The sequence below is a fragment of the Asticcacaulis sp. P2_B1 genome, from assembly GCF_056404915.1.
Genome location: NZ_JBFUDD010000016.1, coordinates 95,438 through 112,986 on the forward strand (window position 1 = coordinate 95,438; position 17,549 = coordinate 112,986).

General features: G+C 61.9%; 9 protein-coding genes. 5 read left to right on the top strand and 4 right to left on the bottom strand.

Annotated elements, in window-relative coordinates:
• Positions 1-77 precede the first annotated feature (77 nt).
• A complete protein-coding gene (locus AC1DX3_RS22130) occupies positions 78-1,307 on the bottom strand; it encodes a glycosyltransferase family 4 protein (protein WP_476991522.1) in 1,230 nt (409 codons plus the stop codon).
• Positions 1,308-1,534: 227 nt separating this feature from the next.
• Between AC1DX3_RS22130 and AC1DX3_RS22135 the strand changes: the two genes are divergently transcribed.
• The 5 genes from AC1DX3_RS22135 (at position 1,535) to AC1DX3_RS22155 (ending at position 6,742) form a co-directional block, all read left to right on the top strand.
• Complete coding sequence (locus tag AC1DX3_RS22135) at positions 1,535-2,866, top strand: tetratricopeptide repeat protein (RefSeq protein ID WP_476991523.1); 1,332 nt, start codon at positions 1,535-1,537, stop codon at positions 2,864-2,866.
• Between the two features lie 172 nt (positions 2,867-3,038).
• Positions 3,039-3,590, top strand: coding sequence for a hypothetical protein (locus AC1DX3_RS22140; RefSeq protein ID WP_476991524.1), 552 nt, complete (start codon positions 3,039-3,041; stop codon positions 3,588-3,590).
• Complete coding sequence (locus AC1DX3_RS22145) at positions 3,587-4,135, top strand: hypothetical protein (RefSeq protein ID WP_476991525.1); 549 nt, start codon at positions 3,587-3,589, stop codon at positions 4,133-4,135. The genes AC1DX3_RS22140 and AC1DX3_RS22145 overlap by 4 nt, the downstream gene beginning before the upstream one ends.
• Complete coding sequence (locus AC1DX3_RS22150; RefSeq protein ID WP_476991526.1) at positions 4,111-5,211, top strand: hypothetical protein; 1,101 nt, start codon at positions 4,111-4,113, stop codon at positions 5,209-5,211. Before AC1DX3_RS22145 ends, AC1DX3_RS22150 begins: the two co-directional genes overlap by 25 nt.
• A gap of 28 nt (positions 5,212-5,239) precedes the next feature.
• Positions 5,240-6,742 carry a hypothetical protein gene (locus AC1DX3_RS22155; RefSeq protein ID WP_476991527.1) on the top strand — a complete coding sequence of 501 codons (1,503 nt, stop codon included), beginning with the start codon at positions 5,240-5,242 and terminating at the stop codon, positions 6,740-6,742.
• 9 nt (positions 6,743-6,751) lie between these two features.
• Here AC1DX3_RS22155 and AC1DX3_RS22160 read toward each other — a convergent pair whose 3' ends face one another.
• From AC1DX3_RS22160 to AC1DX3_RS22170, 3 genes are all read right to left on the bottom strand, one after another.
• Positions 6,752-10,933 (bottom strand): hypothetical protein, encoded by a 4,182-nt coding sequence (locus AC1DX3_RS22160; RefSeq protein ID WP_476991528.1) that lies wholly within the window; start codon positions 10,931-10,933, stop codon positions 6,752-6,754.
• 69 nt (positions 10,934-11,002) lie between these two features.
• The gene (locus tag AC1DX3_RS22165) at positions 11,003-13,036 is read right to left on the bottom strand and encodes a response regulator (protein ID WP_476991529.1); all 2,034 of its coding nucleotides are present in this window, start codon (positions 13,034-13,036) and stop codon (positions 11,003-11,005) included.
• Positions 13,037-13,073: 37 nt separating this feature from the next.
• On the bottom strand, positions 13,074-17,549 hold a 4,476-nt coding region (locus tag AC1DX3_RS22170; RefSeq protein ID WP_476991530.1), incomplete at its 5' end, for a HAMP domain-containing protein.

Sequence of the window (17,549 nt, forward strand, 5' to 3'; positions counted from 1 at the left end):
CCCTTGAACAGGGGGTGTGACGCCGGATTCCCGGGCTTTTCGCGCCAACCGGCGTTACGGTATAATGTCCCCGCAGGTCAGTTGGCGGCGCGCGGCAGGATCAACTTGCCGCTCATCTGCTCGATCAGTTCCAGCTGCTGCGGCAGGCAGGTTTGCAAATCGTAGCGGCCCAGAATGGTGCCGCGCGCGGCGCCGCGGATACGGGCGCGATGGGGACTTTCAAGGGCCATGGCGACCGTTTCGACCAGGCTGGCCGGGTCGAAGAAATCGGTCAGCCAGCCGTTTTCGCCATGTTTCAGGACTTCGCGGACCGGCGCAGTGTCCGAGCCGATCATCAGGCAGCCGGCCGCCATCGCCTCCATGAAGGACCATGACAGAACGAAAGGATAGGTCAGATAAATGTGCGCGGACGACACCTGAAGGACGCGCATAAAGGCATCATAGGGCAGATGGCCGAGGAAGTGGACGCGATCGGGCACGGGACCGGTTTCGCGCAGCATAGCCTCTTTCCACGTACCGCCTTCTGCCGGGGCCGAGCCGTAAGAGACGCCCTCACCCCCAACGATCAGGACTTGCGCGTTCGGCCGCGTTTTCAGCAGCTCTGGTAGTGCACGCATAAAGGTCGGGAAGCCGCGATAGGGTTCGAGATTGCGCGCGACATAGGTGATGATCTCGTCGGCCGGCGTCAGAATGCGACCATTGGGCAGGCGCAGCTTCGCGCCAGGATTGGGCTTGGCGATGAAGGTGTCGATCCCGTCGAAAATGGTGGCGATCTTGTCCTGGAAGGCTTTCGGGTGGCGCGATTTCTGCCACTTGGTCGGGCTCCAGCCGCGGTCGGCCAGTTCCAGGCTGAGCAGCAGGTGGGCGTTGCGGGCGCGCACCCGGCACTGATCGTCGAGCGTGACCTTATTGGCCGGATCGAAGCCGAAATCGGCGCCCGAAGCCGTATAATAAAATTCGCAATAGCTGAGCAGCGGCGCCTTGGGAAACGTTTCCTTGACGAAGAGAGTCTCGCCCCAGCCGGGATGGGCGATGATCAGGTCGGGGCGGAAACCTTCCCTCGCCAATTGCTGACACAGGCGCGCCACGCCTTGGCCATGCAGGAGGCCGTTCTCGAACTGGCGCAGATAATGGTGTGTGGAGGCCCGCGCCGTGCGGTGCGGCGTGTAAACCAGCTTGCGAACGCCCGGGATTTTCAGCGTCTTCTGTTTGGTGAGAAAGACGATCTCGTGGCCGGCATTCACCAGCAAGGGCACCAGATGCTTGAATTGGCCCGGCATATTCTGGTGGATAAACAGCAGCTTCATGAGCGGAAAATAGCCCCTGAGTTCACCGCCTTGTCAAGTTACACAAACCGTCATGAAGAATGACGATTTGCGCTTTTCTTCAGCTCAAATGCCGCATGGCTCGCGCAAACGTGCGCGGCGGGCACTTGCCCGCTGCGTGCGGAGGCCGAAAAGGTAACACTGTGATTTCATGTTTGTATTTTTTCGACGCAAAACCTATCCTGCGGTGAATCCGGGGATTCCGCGTTATGACGTCGTCAAATCGCATAGATGGTTGGAAAGCTGTCGGCGCCCATTTCGGCCGCGACCGCACCACGGTCATGCGTTGGGCGCGGACCCGCGGCTTGCCCGTGCGGCGGCTACCCGGTGGCAAGACCGGCACCGTCTATGCACTGAAAGACGAGCTTGATCGTTGGGCGGGCACGCAATCGGGCCTCGACGACGACAGTCATTCCGAACCGCCTGCCCCCCTGGCGCCGATCCGCACCTATCTGACCGCCCACAAACGCTTGATCGGCGGTGCTGCCGCGCTCGGGCTGGCAGTGATCGCGACCGTGGTGGTCCTAACGATCAATACGCCTCACCACGCGACCTCGCGCGACCTGCCCTCCGATCCGAAAATCAGCGCCCTTTACCTGCAAGCGCGCGACGATTCCGCCCAACGCACCCCAGAAGCCTTGCAACGCGCCATCACCGCTCTGGAGGCGACGACACGCAGCGAGCCCAATTTCGCGCCAGCATGGGCCAGTTTGGCTGATGCCTATCTGTTGTCACGCGAATTCGGTACGCTCAGCGACAGCCAGGCCTTCCCCAAGGCTAAGGCTGCCGTCGACAAGGCCTTGCGGCTCGATCCGCAATCTCCCGGCGCCCTGCGCGCCCAGGGTTTCATCCTGTATTGGTGGGAGGACAAACCCCAGGACGCGGGCAAGGCCTTCCGCCGGGCCATCGCCCTGGCGCCGAAGGACGCCCAAAGCCATTTCTGGTATGGCAATATCCTGTCCGATAACGGCCAGCATGTCTCCGCCTTGCGTGAACTGACTGCGGCGCGTTTGATTGAGCCGGGTTCCGTAGCCATACGCACCGATTTGGCCTGGGCCCAGTGGTCGGCCGGCAACGAGGTCGAGGCGCGGCAAAGCCTGCAGGACCTGGCGCGCAGCCATCCCGACTTTGCCGTTATTCACGACGCCCTGGGGATCATGCACCTCGCCGACGGTGACTATGTCGGTTACGTCCAGGAACTGGCGGAATTTGCCCGCCTGCGTCATGACGAAAGCCTGGCCAGACATGCGACCGATCTGCGCGTCGCCCTCGATGCCGGCGCCGACGAGGTGCAGCGGCTGCTGATGGCGCGGCCGATGGCCGAGATCGCCCAAGGCACGCGCCGCACCCATCGCTGGCCGGTTTTCCTCGCCTCGGTCGCCCAGGATCGCCAGCTGACCCTGGGTCTCCTGACGAAGGCCGAGCAACGTCATGAAACCTGGGGCGGCGCCGGGGTCACCGCGCACATCACCCGGCTGTGGATGGACGATAAAGAGATCGGCCGCCTGATCCAGAGACGCAAGAGCCCGCCGATAGAATAGGCCCGCTGCCTGCCGCCACTTGCGACGCCGCCAATTACGACCCTGCCCGACGGCGATAAACCGCTGTTTGCAACAAGTTGCAACATGGGCAAACGGACGAAAGTCGCCCACCCTCATTTCGCTGAAAAGCCGGCTGCGACATGGCCCGGCCAGCGGAAAGGCAGGGTGCAAAATGACCATATGGACACGCAGACGCCTACTGGGAGCGGTGACGGTCTTGTCGGCGAGCCTGCCCGCCGACGGTGATGCCGCCCCGGCCTTTACCGGTCATACCGCTATCAAATCCGTGCTCCAATCCGGCCAGACCGCGATCTGCACCATAGCCGATTTCGGCACCATCCAGACTCTCATCCTGGCTGTCAACGGAGTCGCTACCGAGGTCCACGCCCGTCGCAAGGGCATCTATCAGGCCAAGCTGGCGGCGCGCTCGCACAGCCTACGCACCGTCGCGCCGGTCGATTTCAACCGTTTGATTACGGCCGCCGGCGGCCTGGATCAAATCGTCAACGGGACGACGCGCGCGGCCGCCTTTTTCAAGATCTATCAAGGGGCCGGCAATGCCACTCCCGTTGCCACGGGGCCCGTCGGGAACGGGCAGCGCTTCGCTATCGCCGGCGATCCGTTCTTCAACCTTTGGCAATGCGACTACGACTCCCGCACCCACACTTTCGGCTTCGACGCCCCCGGCCTTCGCGCCGTCTGGACCCTGGAGGGCCAACCATGACATCACACCCTGTTTCGGTCCGGCTGCCGGTATTCGCGCTGGTCATGGCCGGCTTGACGGCCTGCGCCTCGGTTCCGCCAGCTGCGACCTCGGCCATCGCCGGGAACGAAGGCGACGTCGTGCGCAAGGCCGCCACCGCCCTGCTCGCCGGTGACACGCCGTCCGCCTTGCGCGGTTTCGGGGACGCGGCAGCGCGCAACCCGAGCGACGCCAACCGCCAGACCTTGCTGGCCCTGGCCTATCAACGATCGGCCGGCGGCGATCCGGAGACGCTGGACATCGCGGCCGCCGGATACGATCTGGCCCTGCGCGGCGGTCAGGACGCCTATTGGGCGGCGGTGCTGGCCGGTAAAGCGGCGTATGACCGTGGCCGCTATAACGACGCCGAAGCCTATTTCGCCCAGGCCGTGCTGACTCGTCCGCAGGACGCCCGCGCCCTGCTGGCCCTGGCGACCAGCGCCTATATGGCCGGCGACCCGCAGCTGGCGGCGGTCAGCGCCGAGCCGCCCTGGATGCGGCTATGCGAAAGGACGCTCTGCGCATAGCGGTGCTGGCCCATGCCGCGGTGGGTCACGCCGACACCGCGCGTTCGCTGTACACCGAGTTCGGCGCGCTCGACCCGACGGAGGCGCCGGCCGTCCTGCGCCGGATCAATGACCTGACCCGCACCCAGGACAGCGAACCCGTCACCAACACGGATGACATCGCAACGGCGACGCCTGACCAGGTTTCGGTCGATGTCGCCATTATCCTGTCCCAGACCTCGCAAAAAGACAGCATCGGCATGAATCTGCTCGACGGTTTGCAGGCGCAGTATGGTTTCCAGAACCAGCATACCAAGTCGAGCACGGACGGCGCCGGCAGTGTGTCACGGACCATTACCGACGCTATCACCATCCCGCAACTGACCTATAATCTCAACCTGTTCAATCGCTTCGGTCAGTCTTACCAGGTCGTCGCACGCCCCATGCTGACCGCCTATCGCGGCGAACCGGCGGATTTCTTCGTCGGCCGTTCTGCCAAGGTCGCCATCGGCGGCATCAATGTCGCGACGTTGGAAAACATCGACATCGGCACCGACGTCAAGGTGACGCCCTTGGAGATCGACGCCGGGAGGACCAAGTTGAAAATCGAGGTGACGCGGTCGTTTCTGTCCGCCGAACCCGCCGGCACCTTCAACGAGTCGCTCAACACCTGGCGCCAGACGGTCAGCACGACGGTCGAGGTCGATTTTGGTTCGACCCTGATCCTGTCCGGCCTGTCGGAAAGCGTGCGCGATTCCAGCCTGTCGAAGACGCCTGTGCTGGGCGACGCGCCGATCGTCGGCTCCCTGTTCAATAAGCGCATTACCACCAACAAGCGCGACGCCGTCTTGATCCTGGTGACGCCGTCGCCCGTTCGCACCTTCGCCGCCCGGGCTTGGGCGCGGCCGGTCGAGGTCGAACGTCTGATCGCTTTCTGGGACACGGTCGTGGCGCCCGGCAGCGACATGGCCGCCATCACCCGACAACTGGAACATGCCCGCCTGTTCACCCACGCCCGCCGCGAGGACGCGCGCCTGACGTGGCCGGAACTGCCGCGCGACGAAGGCGAAATCGTCAAAGACCTGCTGCTGCCCTAAATCCGCTTTTCACACAAGGAGCTCAGTCATGCGTAAATCCCATCTGCTTGCCGTCTTGGCAGGCCTCGGCGCCCTGACCTGCGCCGCCACCGCCCAGGCCAGCGTCGAAACCATCGCGCCGGCCCGCAGCGATCCCGACAGCAACTGCGCCCAACCCCAGGAACGCGACCCGTTCGCCATCTGGCGTAGCGGTGATCCGGTCGCCCGCTTCGCCGGTTCCGGCACGGTGCGCTATGAAGTCTTCGGTCACGGCATCGATTTCTCGCCGAATGCCAGTACCACCGGGATCTCCGGCGCCTGGGCCAAGCGTGTCGACGGCCACGGCGGTGGTGTCAACGCAGCGCACGGTTGCGGCAATATCGGTTCGGTCGTCATCGACCTGCATTTGCCCGCGGTGAGCTCGGCAAATTCCGGCACCTTGCACATCGGCAGCGAAACCGTGCCGATCCGCGCCGTGCCCCTGGTGGTCAGCGAGCTCGACTGGGAGCAGCAGAACTTGACGGATGGGGTGCAACTAACCCAGGCGGAGATGCAGGCGCGGGATGCCGCCATTTTGCAAGACGCCGTCAATCGCTGTCAGCAAGGCTTGCTGGCCGGCGATACCATCTGCCGCATCGGCGGCTATTTTCTGGCGGACACGCTGAACCAGGCGTGCACGGCCTTTATCAATATGGGCGCCACCTGCGATACGCGCAGTAGTTTTCCGGCTCGGCTGCGGGGCAGCGATTTCCGTAACACGATCGGCAATTGCGGCGATATCGACGGCCTGGGCAGCGCACGCACGGGGCTCAATCCGCGCGTCCTGACTCTGACCCTGCCGCAAAATCGCACAGGCCATGTCGCCACCTGTTTCAGCCGTCCGGTGATTGCCGGCTATACCTACGAAGGCAGCGGGGCCATCGACGACACATTTCCACTTATCGAGAAGGATGTCAGCCTGACACAAACCGGCACCGGGCCTGCCCTGGCGCGCCTGGCCTATAGTGAAGAGCACGCCATTAACGGCCGGTTCAGCCAGTTCAACCTGCCCGTCACGGTCATGACCGAGCTGGTCGGCATCTACACCTGGGAGATCGCGCTCAATCCGGGTTCAACCTCATCGGCCCTGCGACTAATCGTGCAATCGACACCAGGTTACGGCGTCAAGACCCTGGCCTCGGGCGTCTACTCACCAAACGTGGGCCGGTTGAATTCCAGCCACCGCCTGATCGTCACACCGTATCAGGCGACCCGGGCGGGTCAGGTCTTCCATTACCAGATCGACGATTCCGCCGCGGGCCGGTCCTGTTTCACCTCGCGCTCGGGAGATATGACGGCGCCGGTCGGACAAGCCAGTTTCGATGTCCCATTGACCGTAGCCGAAAATGCAGCCTGCTACGGCAAGGTCTTTACGGCCACCGTCATTCCCACAGGCGTACCGGCCAGCGACCCGCGTTTCGGCAAGACCGTGACGTTCAGCCTGCCGCCGCTGACTCAACTCATCGTGCCGACAACGGTCAAGCCCGATCTGAAGGTCAACGGCGTCAATTGACGCAAGACGTCAACCGAACAGCCAGTCGTGGGCCTGAACATAATCCCAGGTGGTCGACATGATGGTGGTGTGGGCGGTTTCGTGAACGATGGCTTTTGCCGAGTCGGCTCCGTCGTCCTGTGCCGCCGCGTTCGGCGTGAAGACATCGGTCCACACTTTTTGGCCTTCGATCGAACCCGTGGCGAAGCTGACATAGTTTTGCGCCTTGCTGGCGTCGGTATTCGCCGACCCGGAATCCTTCAGGCCGTAATAGGTCAGGGCGCCAACGGTTGTGATCAGGAGATCGCTGATGTCGATATTCGGCCCGAGAAGGATATAGTCATTACCTCCGCTATCGACGCCGCCGGCACGGCCGCTGTTGGCTGTCAGTATATAGGCATCGTCGCCGGCGCCACCGTCAACCACATCCTGGCCGCCGCCGCCCCAGATGAGATCATTACCATCATCACCGGTCAGCGTATCGTTACCCGTGCCGCCGTAGATGATGTCATCGCTGGCACCGCCTGAGACGGTATTCACTCCGGACTCGGCCGTAATGAAGTCGGATCCCGCACCGCCCGCCAGCGAACAATTGCCCCCGCTGCTGTGGATTTCATCCATGCCGTCGCCGCCATCGACCGTATTATGATCGCCAAACAGCTCGATCAAATCGTTGCCAGCGCCGCCTGTGATGGTGTCGAGACCGTCACCCAAAGCGGTATTGATGATATGGTCGTTTCCGTCGCCGCCGTCGAGCGTATCCGCGCCGGAATAACCTTCGATATAGTCATCGCCACCGCTGCCGTGAGCGGTGTCGTCGCCATTACCTGTATACAGGTAATCATTGCCGGTGCCGCCGATCAGCGTGTCGTTACCCTCATCGCCCCACAACTGGCTGGCACCCGCCTGGACTTCGAGATGGTCGTTTCCGATGCCACCGTTGAGATAGTCATCATTGCCGTAGGACAGCAGGCTATCATCGCCGGCACCACCCAGCAGATAGTCGTTGACCGCGCCGACACGTGGGGCATCCGTACCATTATCTGTAAGGGTGTCGTTGCCGTCGCCGCCGTCGAGCGTGTCGACACCCGCGCCGCCGTGCAACTCATCATTACCCCTATTGCCGGAGAGTGTGTCGTCACCTCCGCCGCCCGTAAGGACGTCATTGCCGTCGTTGCCTGACAGGATATCATTGCCAGCATAGCCGGTCAGGATATTGTCGGCGGCGTTGCCGGTTATATTACCGCCGGTATTCCCCGTCGTGCCGTGGATGGGGGCCGCGGCCCCTGGAACATCGGGATCGCTGTCGAGCAAGATGAGGTTCTCAATATTATCGCTGAGGGTAAAATCGACGATGGATGTGACCGTGTCGTAGCCTTCGGCATAGCCGGGCCCCTCGACAATCGTGTCGCCGAGATCGTGAACCAGATAGCTATCATTGCCCTGCCCGCCAATCAGAATGTCCTTCCCGGCCCCGCCGTCCAGGGTGTCGTTGCCGCCCAGGCCATAGAGTGTGTCATCGCCGGCCAGTCCCTTCAGGACATTGGTCCCGTCCGAGCCGGTCAGCACATTGTTCAGCTCGTTGCCGGTGCCGTTATAATTGGTATAGAGACCCGGCGCCAGGATCAGGTTTTCGACATTGTCACTCAAGGTATAGCTGGTCTCGGCCAGGACGGTATCGATGCCCTCTCCCGCCGCCTCGACGATGGTGTCGTTGATAGGGCCATCCACACTATAGGTCGGGGTGAGCACATAGGTATCGTTGCCGGCGCCGCCGAAAAGCTGGTCCCGGCCAACGCCGCCATCCAGGCGGTCATTACCCGCGCCGCCGTAGAGCCGGTCGTCGCCGCCATTGCCGTAAAGCTTGTCGTTACCGGCGCCGCCATTTAAGACGTCGTCGCCGTGATATTGGGTCGCCGGAATCGTGTTGTCGTGGACATAGACCTGGGTGTCACCATAAATGACATAACGGCCATCCGCCGAGAAACTGACGCCTCCGTGGAAGGGCGAAATGTAATCGTAGCGACCGATGTCGAAGGTAACGGGGTGGTACTGTCCGGTCGTCAGATCCTTAACGACGATGTCCGAAGAGTCCGCGGCATTGACGTTCTCGTTGCCGGAGGTCCTTCCGATGAGGCCGACATGGTTGGAATCGCCGGCCCAGACAGCGCTATCCAGCCCACCTATAAAGTCGCCGCTGACATCAGTAATCGCGCCGCTGGCGACATCCAGGACATAGGCCCGCATGATGTTGCCGGGATGATCGGGGTCCAGATTCGGGCTGTCACTGACGAACAGAAGCTTGGTGCCGTCCGGTGAAAATAGCGGCGCACGGCTGTAATAATAAAGAGCGGAAACCGGGCTCACCTGGCCACCGGGGGCTATGACCTTGATATCGCCCGTCACCATGTTTTTCAGGAAGATATTGGGCGTACCGGTATGGTCTCCGTCCGCCAGGCCGGTCGCCGTCGAATAGAAAGCGACATAGCTTCCATCGGACGAAACCGTATAGGATTCGGGGCTTGTCAGCTGAAACCCGGTATGGGCCTGCCCGGATGCATCCGCCGAGACCAGGCGGTAGGCACCCGTTGTCAGGTCACGGACATACAGATCCGCGGCACCGTTGGTATCATGGCTGGAGTGGCTGGCCGAGGTGAGGAAATAGAGCTTGGTGCCGTCGGATGAAAGCGTCACATCATAAGCACCGCCGGACATCAGTTGCTTCAATTCTCTGGTTGCCAGATCCTTGCTGTAGACGCCACTGTCGCCGGCAGAGTCACCATGGAAGCTGAAAATGACCTGGTGTGACGAGCCATAGCTTGCGTCAACGGCGTAACCCGCCATGGCCTGACCAGCGGAATCGGTCGCCACGGAGACGAGGTCGCCACCTGTCAGGTCACGGACATAGACATAGACATAGCTTTGTACCGTTGGATCACCGGCGACCAACTTGACCGAGGTGCTGAACAAGGCGCTGCCACCGTCCGGCGCAAGCCTGGCATTACTGACCATACCGCCGGAGGTCAGAATGCTGGCATTAGCCGACACCAGGGTCGTGCCATCGGGCGTCCGGTCGCCGCCATTCAAGATATCGGCAAAGTCGGAGCCCGTCAGGCCTTCGATCGAGGTCAGGGTATCCTGTCCTGCGCCGTGGGTGTTTTGGGCACCGGCAATACGCAAATCAACCCTCACGCCGACCGTACTGCCGCCATAGCTGGCGAAATCGAAGCCGGCGCCGCCGTCGATCAAGTCGTTGCCTAGACCACCTTCCAGCACGTTGTCCCCAGCATTGCCGCTCAGGCTATTGTCCAACTCATTGCCTGTCCCGGCGATATTGCCCACACCTGTCAGAGTCAGGTTTTCGAGATTGTTACCGAGTGCAAACCTGACCGAACTGAAAACCGAATCAGTGCCCTGGCTGCTATATTCCGTCACTGTGTCGCCAGCATTGTCGACATAGAAGACGTCGTCGCCCATACCGCCGCGCATGGTATCGGCGCCCTTGCCGCCGTTGATGACGTCGTTGCCGTCGGCGCCGCCCAGCGTATTGTTGCCGGCATTGCCGGTGATGATATTGTCGAGTGCATTGCCGGTGCCAAAACGGTCGCCGGATCCGCTCAGGGTCAGATTCTCGATATTGAGGCCAAGCGTATAGGTGCCGTTGATATAGACCGTATCGCTGCCCTGGCCGGCATATTCGGTGACGACATCCAGCTTGTTGTCGATATAGTAGCGATCGTCGCCGGCGCCGCCCTTCATGACGTCGCCCCCCTTGCCGCCGTCCAGGGTGTCATTGCCCAGTCCGCCACCCAAGGCGTCGGCGCCCGCCCCTCCGTTCAGCCTGTTGTTGCCGCTATTGCCAATCAGGATATTGTTGTCGGAATTGCCGGTCGCCGAAGTATTGCCGATACCGGTCAGGATCAGCTTTTCGATATTGTCGCCGATAGTGTAGGCGACAGAGCTGTAGACGGTATCCCTGCCTTCGCCGTGCAGTTCGACAGCCGTGTCGTGTTTATTGTCGACATAGTAGGTGTCGTTGCCAGCGCCGCCATACATCCGGTCGACGCCGGTCTCGCCATCCAGGGTGTCATTGCCACCGGCGCCATAGAGGTCGTCGTAGCCGGCCAGGCCTTCGATCAGGTCGTCGTCGTCGCTGCCGTGCAATGCGGTATCATCCCTGTCATTGCCGGTCGTGCCGATAATATGCGTCATAGCTCCCCCCAATAATAAAGTAGCGTTACGGTAGCATTAGACGGGGCCCGCGCAAAGACTGATTCCTCTTCAAGCCGTCCGGTCGAGGCAATATTTCGCCCGGGTCAGGGCGTTGCGCAGCATGACGAGATCGATCGGCTTGGTCAGGTGCAGATCGAATCCTGCTTCCATGGCGCGGCCGCGGTCGGCGTCGCGGCCGTAGCCGGTTAGGGCCACGACGAAACAGCCACGCAATTGGGCGTCCTCGCGGATACGGCGGATGACCTGATAGCCGTCCATCTCGGGCAGGCCGATATCGCACAAGATAACATCGGGCGCAAAACTGCGCGCGGCCGCCAGTCCGGTCAGGGCTTCGAAGGCGATTTCGACCTCGTGGCCGATTTCTCCGAGCAACATCTGGATGCTTTCGGCGGCATCTTGATTGTCGTCGATAACCAGGATGCGCAAACCGTTGGCCGTATCTTCCGTGTGCAACGGCTTGGGCCTGTTGCTGCCGCGGCTCAGCATCGGCAATTGGATGCGGAATTCGGCGCCTTTATTCAGGCCATCGCTGCGTGCTTCAACCTGACCACCGTGCAGGCGCACCAGTCCCCTGACCAGAGCGAGCCCCAGTCCCAGTCCGCCCCGCGCGCGGTCAAGCCCCTGGTCGGCCTGGCGAAAGACGTCGAAGACGTGGGCCAACATGGCGGGTTCGATGCCGATGCCGGTGTCGGCGACGCTGATCCGCGCCATCCCGGCGGCCTCGGCGGAAATCTGCACAGTAATTGTGCCATCTGTCTGGCTGAACTTGTTGGCATTATGCAGCAGATTGCCGACAACCTGGCGCAACCGCGTCGGATCACCGTCGACCCAGACCGGACGGTCGCCGGTCACCAGTCGCACGACAACACCATTGGCGTCGGTCATGTTGCGATAATCTTCCACCGTCTCGGCGACGATCGCATTCAGGTCACAGCGTTCCTTGCGCAGCAATATCTTGCCGTGGGCCAACCGGGTGGCGTCGAGCAGGTCGTCGATCAGCCGCCCCATGTGGCGAACCTGGCGGTCCATGGTGTCACGCATCGAGGCCATGCGCGGATCCGAGGGCGGCAACATCTTCTGCAATTGCAGGCAGTTATAGATGGGGCCCAGAGGATTGCGCAATTCATGAGCCAGCATACCGAGGAACTCGTCCTTGCGCTGGTCGGCCTCACGGATCTTGTCCATCAGCATGACGTTTTCCAGCGCCACACTGGCGCGATAGGCCAGGTCTGTCGCCAGCGCCGTTACCGCAATCTGGATCTGGCGCGTGCCGAGGACCAGGACACCACGCGTTTCGCCCTGTACGATCAGGGGTAATATCTGGGCATAGGCCATGCCACCGCCGACGGCGTCGGCGAACATGCCGGACCGGCCTTCGGTCATGGCGCGCGTCACGGCCGGCTCCAACCGGTCCAGCACGGACGGCGCCGCGATCAGGGTGCCATCCGCCGAAGCCCACTCGATACTGTCGGGCTGGCCATCCGTTTTAAACCACACCAGGGCGGCGTCGGCCATGTCGGGCACGGGCAGATGCACCAGGGCGCGCATCAATTCATCGCGGCTTTGCGAACGCGCCAGAGCCTCGCTGACCCGCGCCAGGAAGGCGAAGTTCTGCGCCGCCTCTTCGGCCGCCTCACGCCGGGCCCGTTCCTCGGCCTGTAAAGCGGCCTGGCGGCGCATGAGTGACAGCTCGATAAAGACGCGGACCTTGGCCTTCAGAACCTGGGGCACTACGGGCGTCGGCATGAAGTCGACGGCGCCCGATTCGTAGCCCTGGATGATATTCATCTCGTCGGTAAAAGCTGTCAGGAAGATGATCGGCGTCATGGCCGACTTGCGCCGCTTGCGGATCAGGGCCGCCGTCTCGAAGCCGTTCATGGTCGGCATGTTGACGTCGAGCAGAATAACGGCGAAGTCATGCTTGAGCACGAGCTTCAGCGCCTCCTCGCCCGAGGATGCCGTCACCAGGGTCTGACCCAACTCCTCCAGCACGGTCGTGTAGACCAGCAGATTGGCCGGCCGGTCATCGACCAGCAGGATCATTTCCGGCGCAGGACCGGTCACGGGAAGCAGGTTCGTCATGACGCACGTCCTGCGTTATTGGTTGTACAAGATGTCATCAGCGATGCAGCCAGGCACGTAACACGGTGATCATTTGCTCGGAATCGACCGGCTTGGAGAGATAGTCCCAGGCCCCCGCTTCGATGCACTTTTCGCGGTCGCCCTTCATCGCCTTGGCGGTGACGGCGACGATCGGCAGGTTCTTCAACCGCGACACCTTGCGGATTTCCTGGATGGTCTCCATGCCGTCCATTTCCGGCATCATGATATCCATCAGGACGATATCGACATCCGGATCGTCCATCAGGATATTGATGGCGTCGCGGCCATTGTCGGCCGACAAAATGTTCATGTCGTGCTCTTCCAGGACACTGGTCAAGGCGAAGATGTTACGCGCGTCGTCGTCGACGATCAGCACCTTCTTGCCGACCAGTAGCTTGTTCGATTGGTGCAGGTCGGCCAGGGCCGCCTGGGCCGTACCGGGCAGGCTGTCGACCCGGCGATGCAGGTACAGCGAAGCGACATCGAGCAGGCGGTCGTTCGATTGAACATGACTGACCGGGAAGACCGAACCCAGGCGCTTCATCATGGCGTCGTCGAGCCCGCCCCTGCCGTTGACATCGCCGAACAGGATCACCGGCATGCGATTGGCGATAGCGTCGTCTCTTTCGCCGTGCAGGATCAAGTCGGCGGCGATATCGCCCGCGCCGGAGCCGAGGATCAGGCCGTCGGGCGGGGACTTGCGCAGCTTTTTGACCGCCGCGGCGCCGCTAGCCTCGATCAGGTCAATGCCGTCGATCTTCAGAGTACGCGCTATCTGCTCGCGCCGCATGGCGTCGGGTTCGACGACCATCAAGGTACGCTTGCGGCGGTTAAGGTACGCCGACAATGAGACCATAAGTTCGTCGAGCACCTCGTGGTTCTGGATCGGCTTGGTGACGAAGGTGCGGGCGCCGGAAGTCAGTGCGCGATCGCGCGATTCATCGGTCGAGATGATGCAGATCGGGATGTGACGGGTGGCCATGTCGTTCTTGAGACGCTCCATGACGCGCCAGCCCTGCATGTCAGGCAGGTGGATATCGAGCAGGATGCAATCGGGCTTGTAATCCTGGGTCAGGGCCAGGGCCGAGGCGCCGAGCGAGGTCACCAGCCCCTTGAATCCGCGCTCGCGGGCGACATCGAGCAGGAAACGGGCAAAGCCAAGATCGTTTTCGACGATCAGGACGACTTGGTCGCCCGGTTGGATAAAGGCGCGGTCATCGCCAACCTCATTGGCAACTGGTGCCGGGTCGGCGTTCGTCGGCTCGGCCTGAGCCAGGCTCAGCTTGGCTGTCACCGGCAGCTCCATACGCACCATGGCTTCGGTGAGCGCTTTACGCGGACGTTGCGCGTAGGTGGCTGGCAGGTAAAGGGTAAAGGTCGAACCGCGGCCCGGGACCGACATCAGGCGGATTTCACCACCGAGCAGCCGTGCTAGTTCGCGCGAGATGGCGAGACCAAGACCCGTGCCGCCGTATTTGCGGCTGGTCGAACCGTCGGCCTGCTGGAAGGCTTCGAAGATGATCATCTGCTTGTCGGCGGCGATACCTATGCCGGTATCGGTGACCGAGAAGGCCAGGACTTCCGGCGCGCGGTTGAGGTCTTCATTGTCCGACGACCAGCCGCTGTCGACCGGCGCCACCGCCAGGGTGACCTGGCCCTGATGGGTGAATTTGAAGGCATTCGACAACAGGTTCTTGATGATCTGCTGCAGACGCTTGGCGTCGGTAAAGATCGACTTCGGCAGGTGTGGATCGAAGCGGGCGAAGAATTCGATATTCTTCGATTCCGCCATGTGGTTGAAGGTGCGCTTGACATAGCCGTTAAGGTCGTCGAGGCGCAGTTCGCCGCTTTCGACCACGACCGTGCCCGACTCGATCTTGCTGAGGTCGAGGATGTCGTTGATCAGCATCAGCAGGTCGGTGCCGGAGGAATGGATGGTCTTAGCGGAGTCCGTCTGTTTCGGGGTCAGATTACCTTCGGGGTTTTTGGTCAGTTGATCGGACAGGATGAGCAGCGAATTCAACGGTGTACGCAGTTCGTGCGACATGTTGGCGAGGAATTCCGACTTGTATTTCGAGGTCAGGGCCAGTTGCTTGGCCTTGTCTTCCAGTTCCTGGCGGGCCTGTTCGACTTCGGAATTCTTGCGTTCAACTTCCTGGTTCTGATCGGCCAGCAGGCGAGCCTTTTCCTGCAGGGCTTCGTTGGTCTGCTGCAGTTCTTCCTGACGGGTCTGGAGCTGCTGCGCCAGGGATTGCGACTGGGTCAGCAAATCCTCGGTCCGCATATTAGCTTCGATGGTGTTGAGCACGATGCCGATCGATTCCGTCAATTGGTCGAGCAAAGCCTGGTGGGACGGATTGAAGCCTTCGAACGAGGCCAGTTCGAGCACGCCCTTGGCCTCGCCTTCGAAGATCAACGGCAGGACCATGACGCTGCGCGCCGGCGCCGAGCCCAGGCCCGACGAGATGGCGTAGGCATCACCGCCCATATAGTCTTCTGGCAGATTGTTGAGCACGATCTTGCGTTTTTCGAGCGCGCATTGGCCGAGCACGCCGGCGCCGAGATCGATCTGTTTGCCGATGTCGGTCGTGCCCTTCGAGGCGAAATTGGCGAGGAGGGTCAGTTTCTGGCTGTCGACGCGGTTGTCCAAGACGTAGAATTCTGCCTGTTGCGCATCGACGACCGGGCACAGTTCCGACAGCACCATGCGGCCGACATTGGTCAGGTCGCGCTGGCCCTGCAACATGCGCGAAAACTTGGCGAGGTTGGTTTTCAGCCAGTCCTGTTCGGTGTTTTTCTGCGTCGTGTCGCGCAGATTCCGTATCATTTCGTTGATATTGTCCTTCAGAACGGCGACTTCGCCCTGGGCGTCAACGGTGATGGAGCGCGTCAAATCGCCCTTGGTGACAGCCGTGGCGACTTCGGCGATGGCGCGGACCTGGGTGGTCAGGTTCGCAGCCAACTGGTTGACGTTTTCGGTCAGGCCCTTCCAGGTCCCCGAGGCGCCCGGCACCTTGGCCTGGCCACCCAACTGGCCTTCGACGCCGACTTCGCGGGCGACCGTGGTAACCTGGTCGGCGAAGGTGGCGAGCGTATCGATCATCGAGTTGATAGTGTCAGCCAGTTCGGCGATTTCGCCCTTGGCCTCGACGGTCAGTTTGCGTTTCAACTCGCCGTTGGCGACCGAGGTCACGACCTTAGCGATGCCGCGGACCTGGGAGGTCAGGTTGTCGGCCATCATGTTGACCGAGTCGGTGAGGTCCTTCCAGGTGCCGGAAACGCCTTCGACGCGGGCTTGGCCGCCCAGCTTGCCTTCGGTGCCGACTTCCTTGGCGACGCGGGTCACTTCGGAGGCGAAGGAACGCAGCTGATCGACCATGGTGTTGACGGTGTTTTTCAGCTCGAGGATTTCGCCCTTGACGTCGACCGTGATCTTTTTCGACAGGTCGCCGGCGGCCACCGCCTTGGTGACGTCGGCGATATTGCGCACCTGACCGGTCAGGTTACCGGCCATGGAATTGACCGAGTCGGTGAGGTCCTTCCAGGTGCCTGCGACCCCTTGCACGTCGGCCTGACCGCCCAGCTTGCCTTCGGTGCCCACTTCGCGGGCGACGCGGGTGACTTCGGAAGCGAATGAGCTGAGCTGGTCCACCATGGTGTTGATGGTGTCTTTCAGTTCGAGGATTTCGCCCTTCACGTCGACGGTAATCTTGCGCTTCAGTTCGCCATTGGCGATGGCGGTGGTGACGTCGGCGATGTTGCGCACCTGGGACGTCAGGTTCGACGCCATGAAGTTGACGGAGTCGGTGAGGTCTTTCCAGGTGCCGGCCACGCCTTTGACCTCGGCCTGGCCGCCCAACTTGCCTTCGGTGCCGACTTCGCGGGCGACCCGGGTCACTTCGGCGGCAAACGAGTTGAGCTGGTCCACCATGGCGTTGATGGTGTCTTTCAGTTCAAGGATTTCGCCCTTGACGTCGACCGTGATCTTTTTCGACAGATCGCCCGAGGCGACGGCCTTTGTGACGTCGGCGATGTTGCGCACCTGGCCCGTAAGATTCCCGGCCATCATGTTGACGGAGTCGGTGAGGTCCTTCCACGTGCCCGCCACGTCGCGGACTTCGGCCTGGCCGCCCAGCTTGCCTTCGGTGCCGACTTCGCGGGCCACGCGGGTGACTTCGGAGGCAAACGAGCTGAGCTGGTCCACCATGGTGTTGACGGTGTTTTTCAGTTCGAGGATTTCGCCCTTGACGTCGACCGTGATCTTTTTCGACAGATCGCCGGCGGCGACGGCCTTGGTAACGTCAGCGATATTGCGCACCTGACCCGTCAGGTTACCGGCCATGGAGTTGACGGAGTCGGTCAGATCCTTCCAGGTGCCGGCGACGCCGCGGACTTCGGCCTGCCCGCCCAGCTTGCCTTCGGTRCCGACTTCGCGGGCGACGCGGGTGACTTCGGCGGCGAAGGAGTTGAGCTGATCGACCATGGCGTTGAC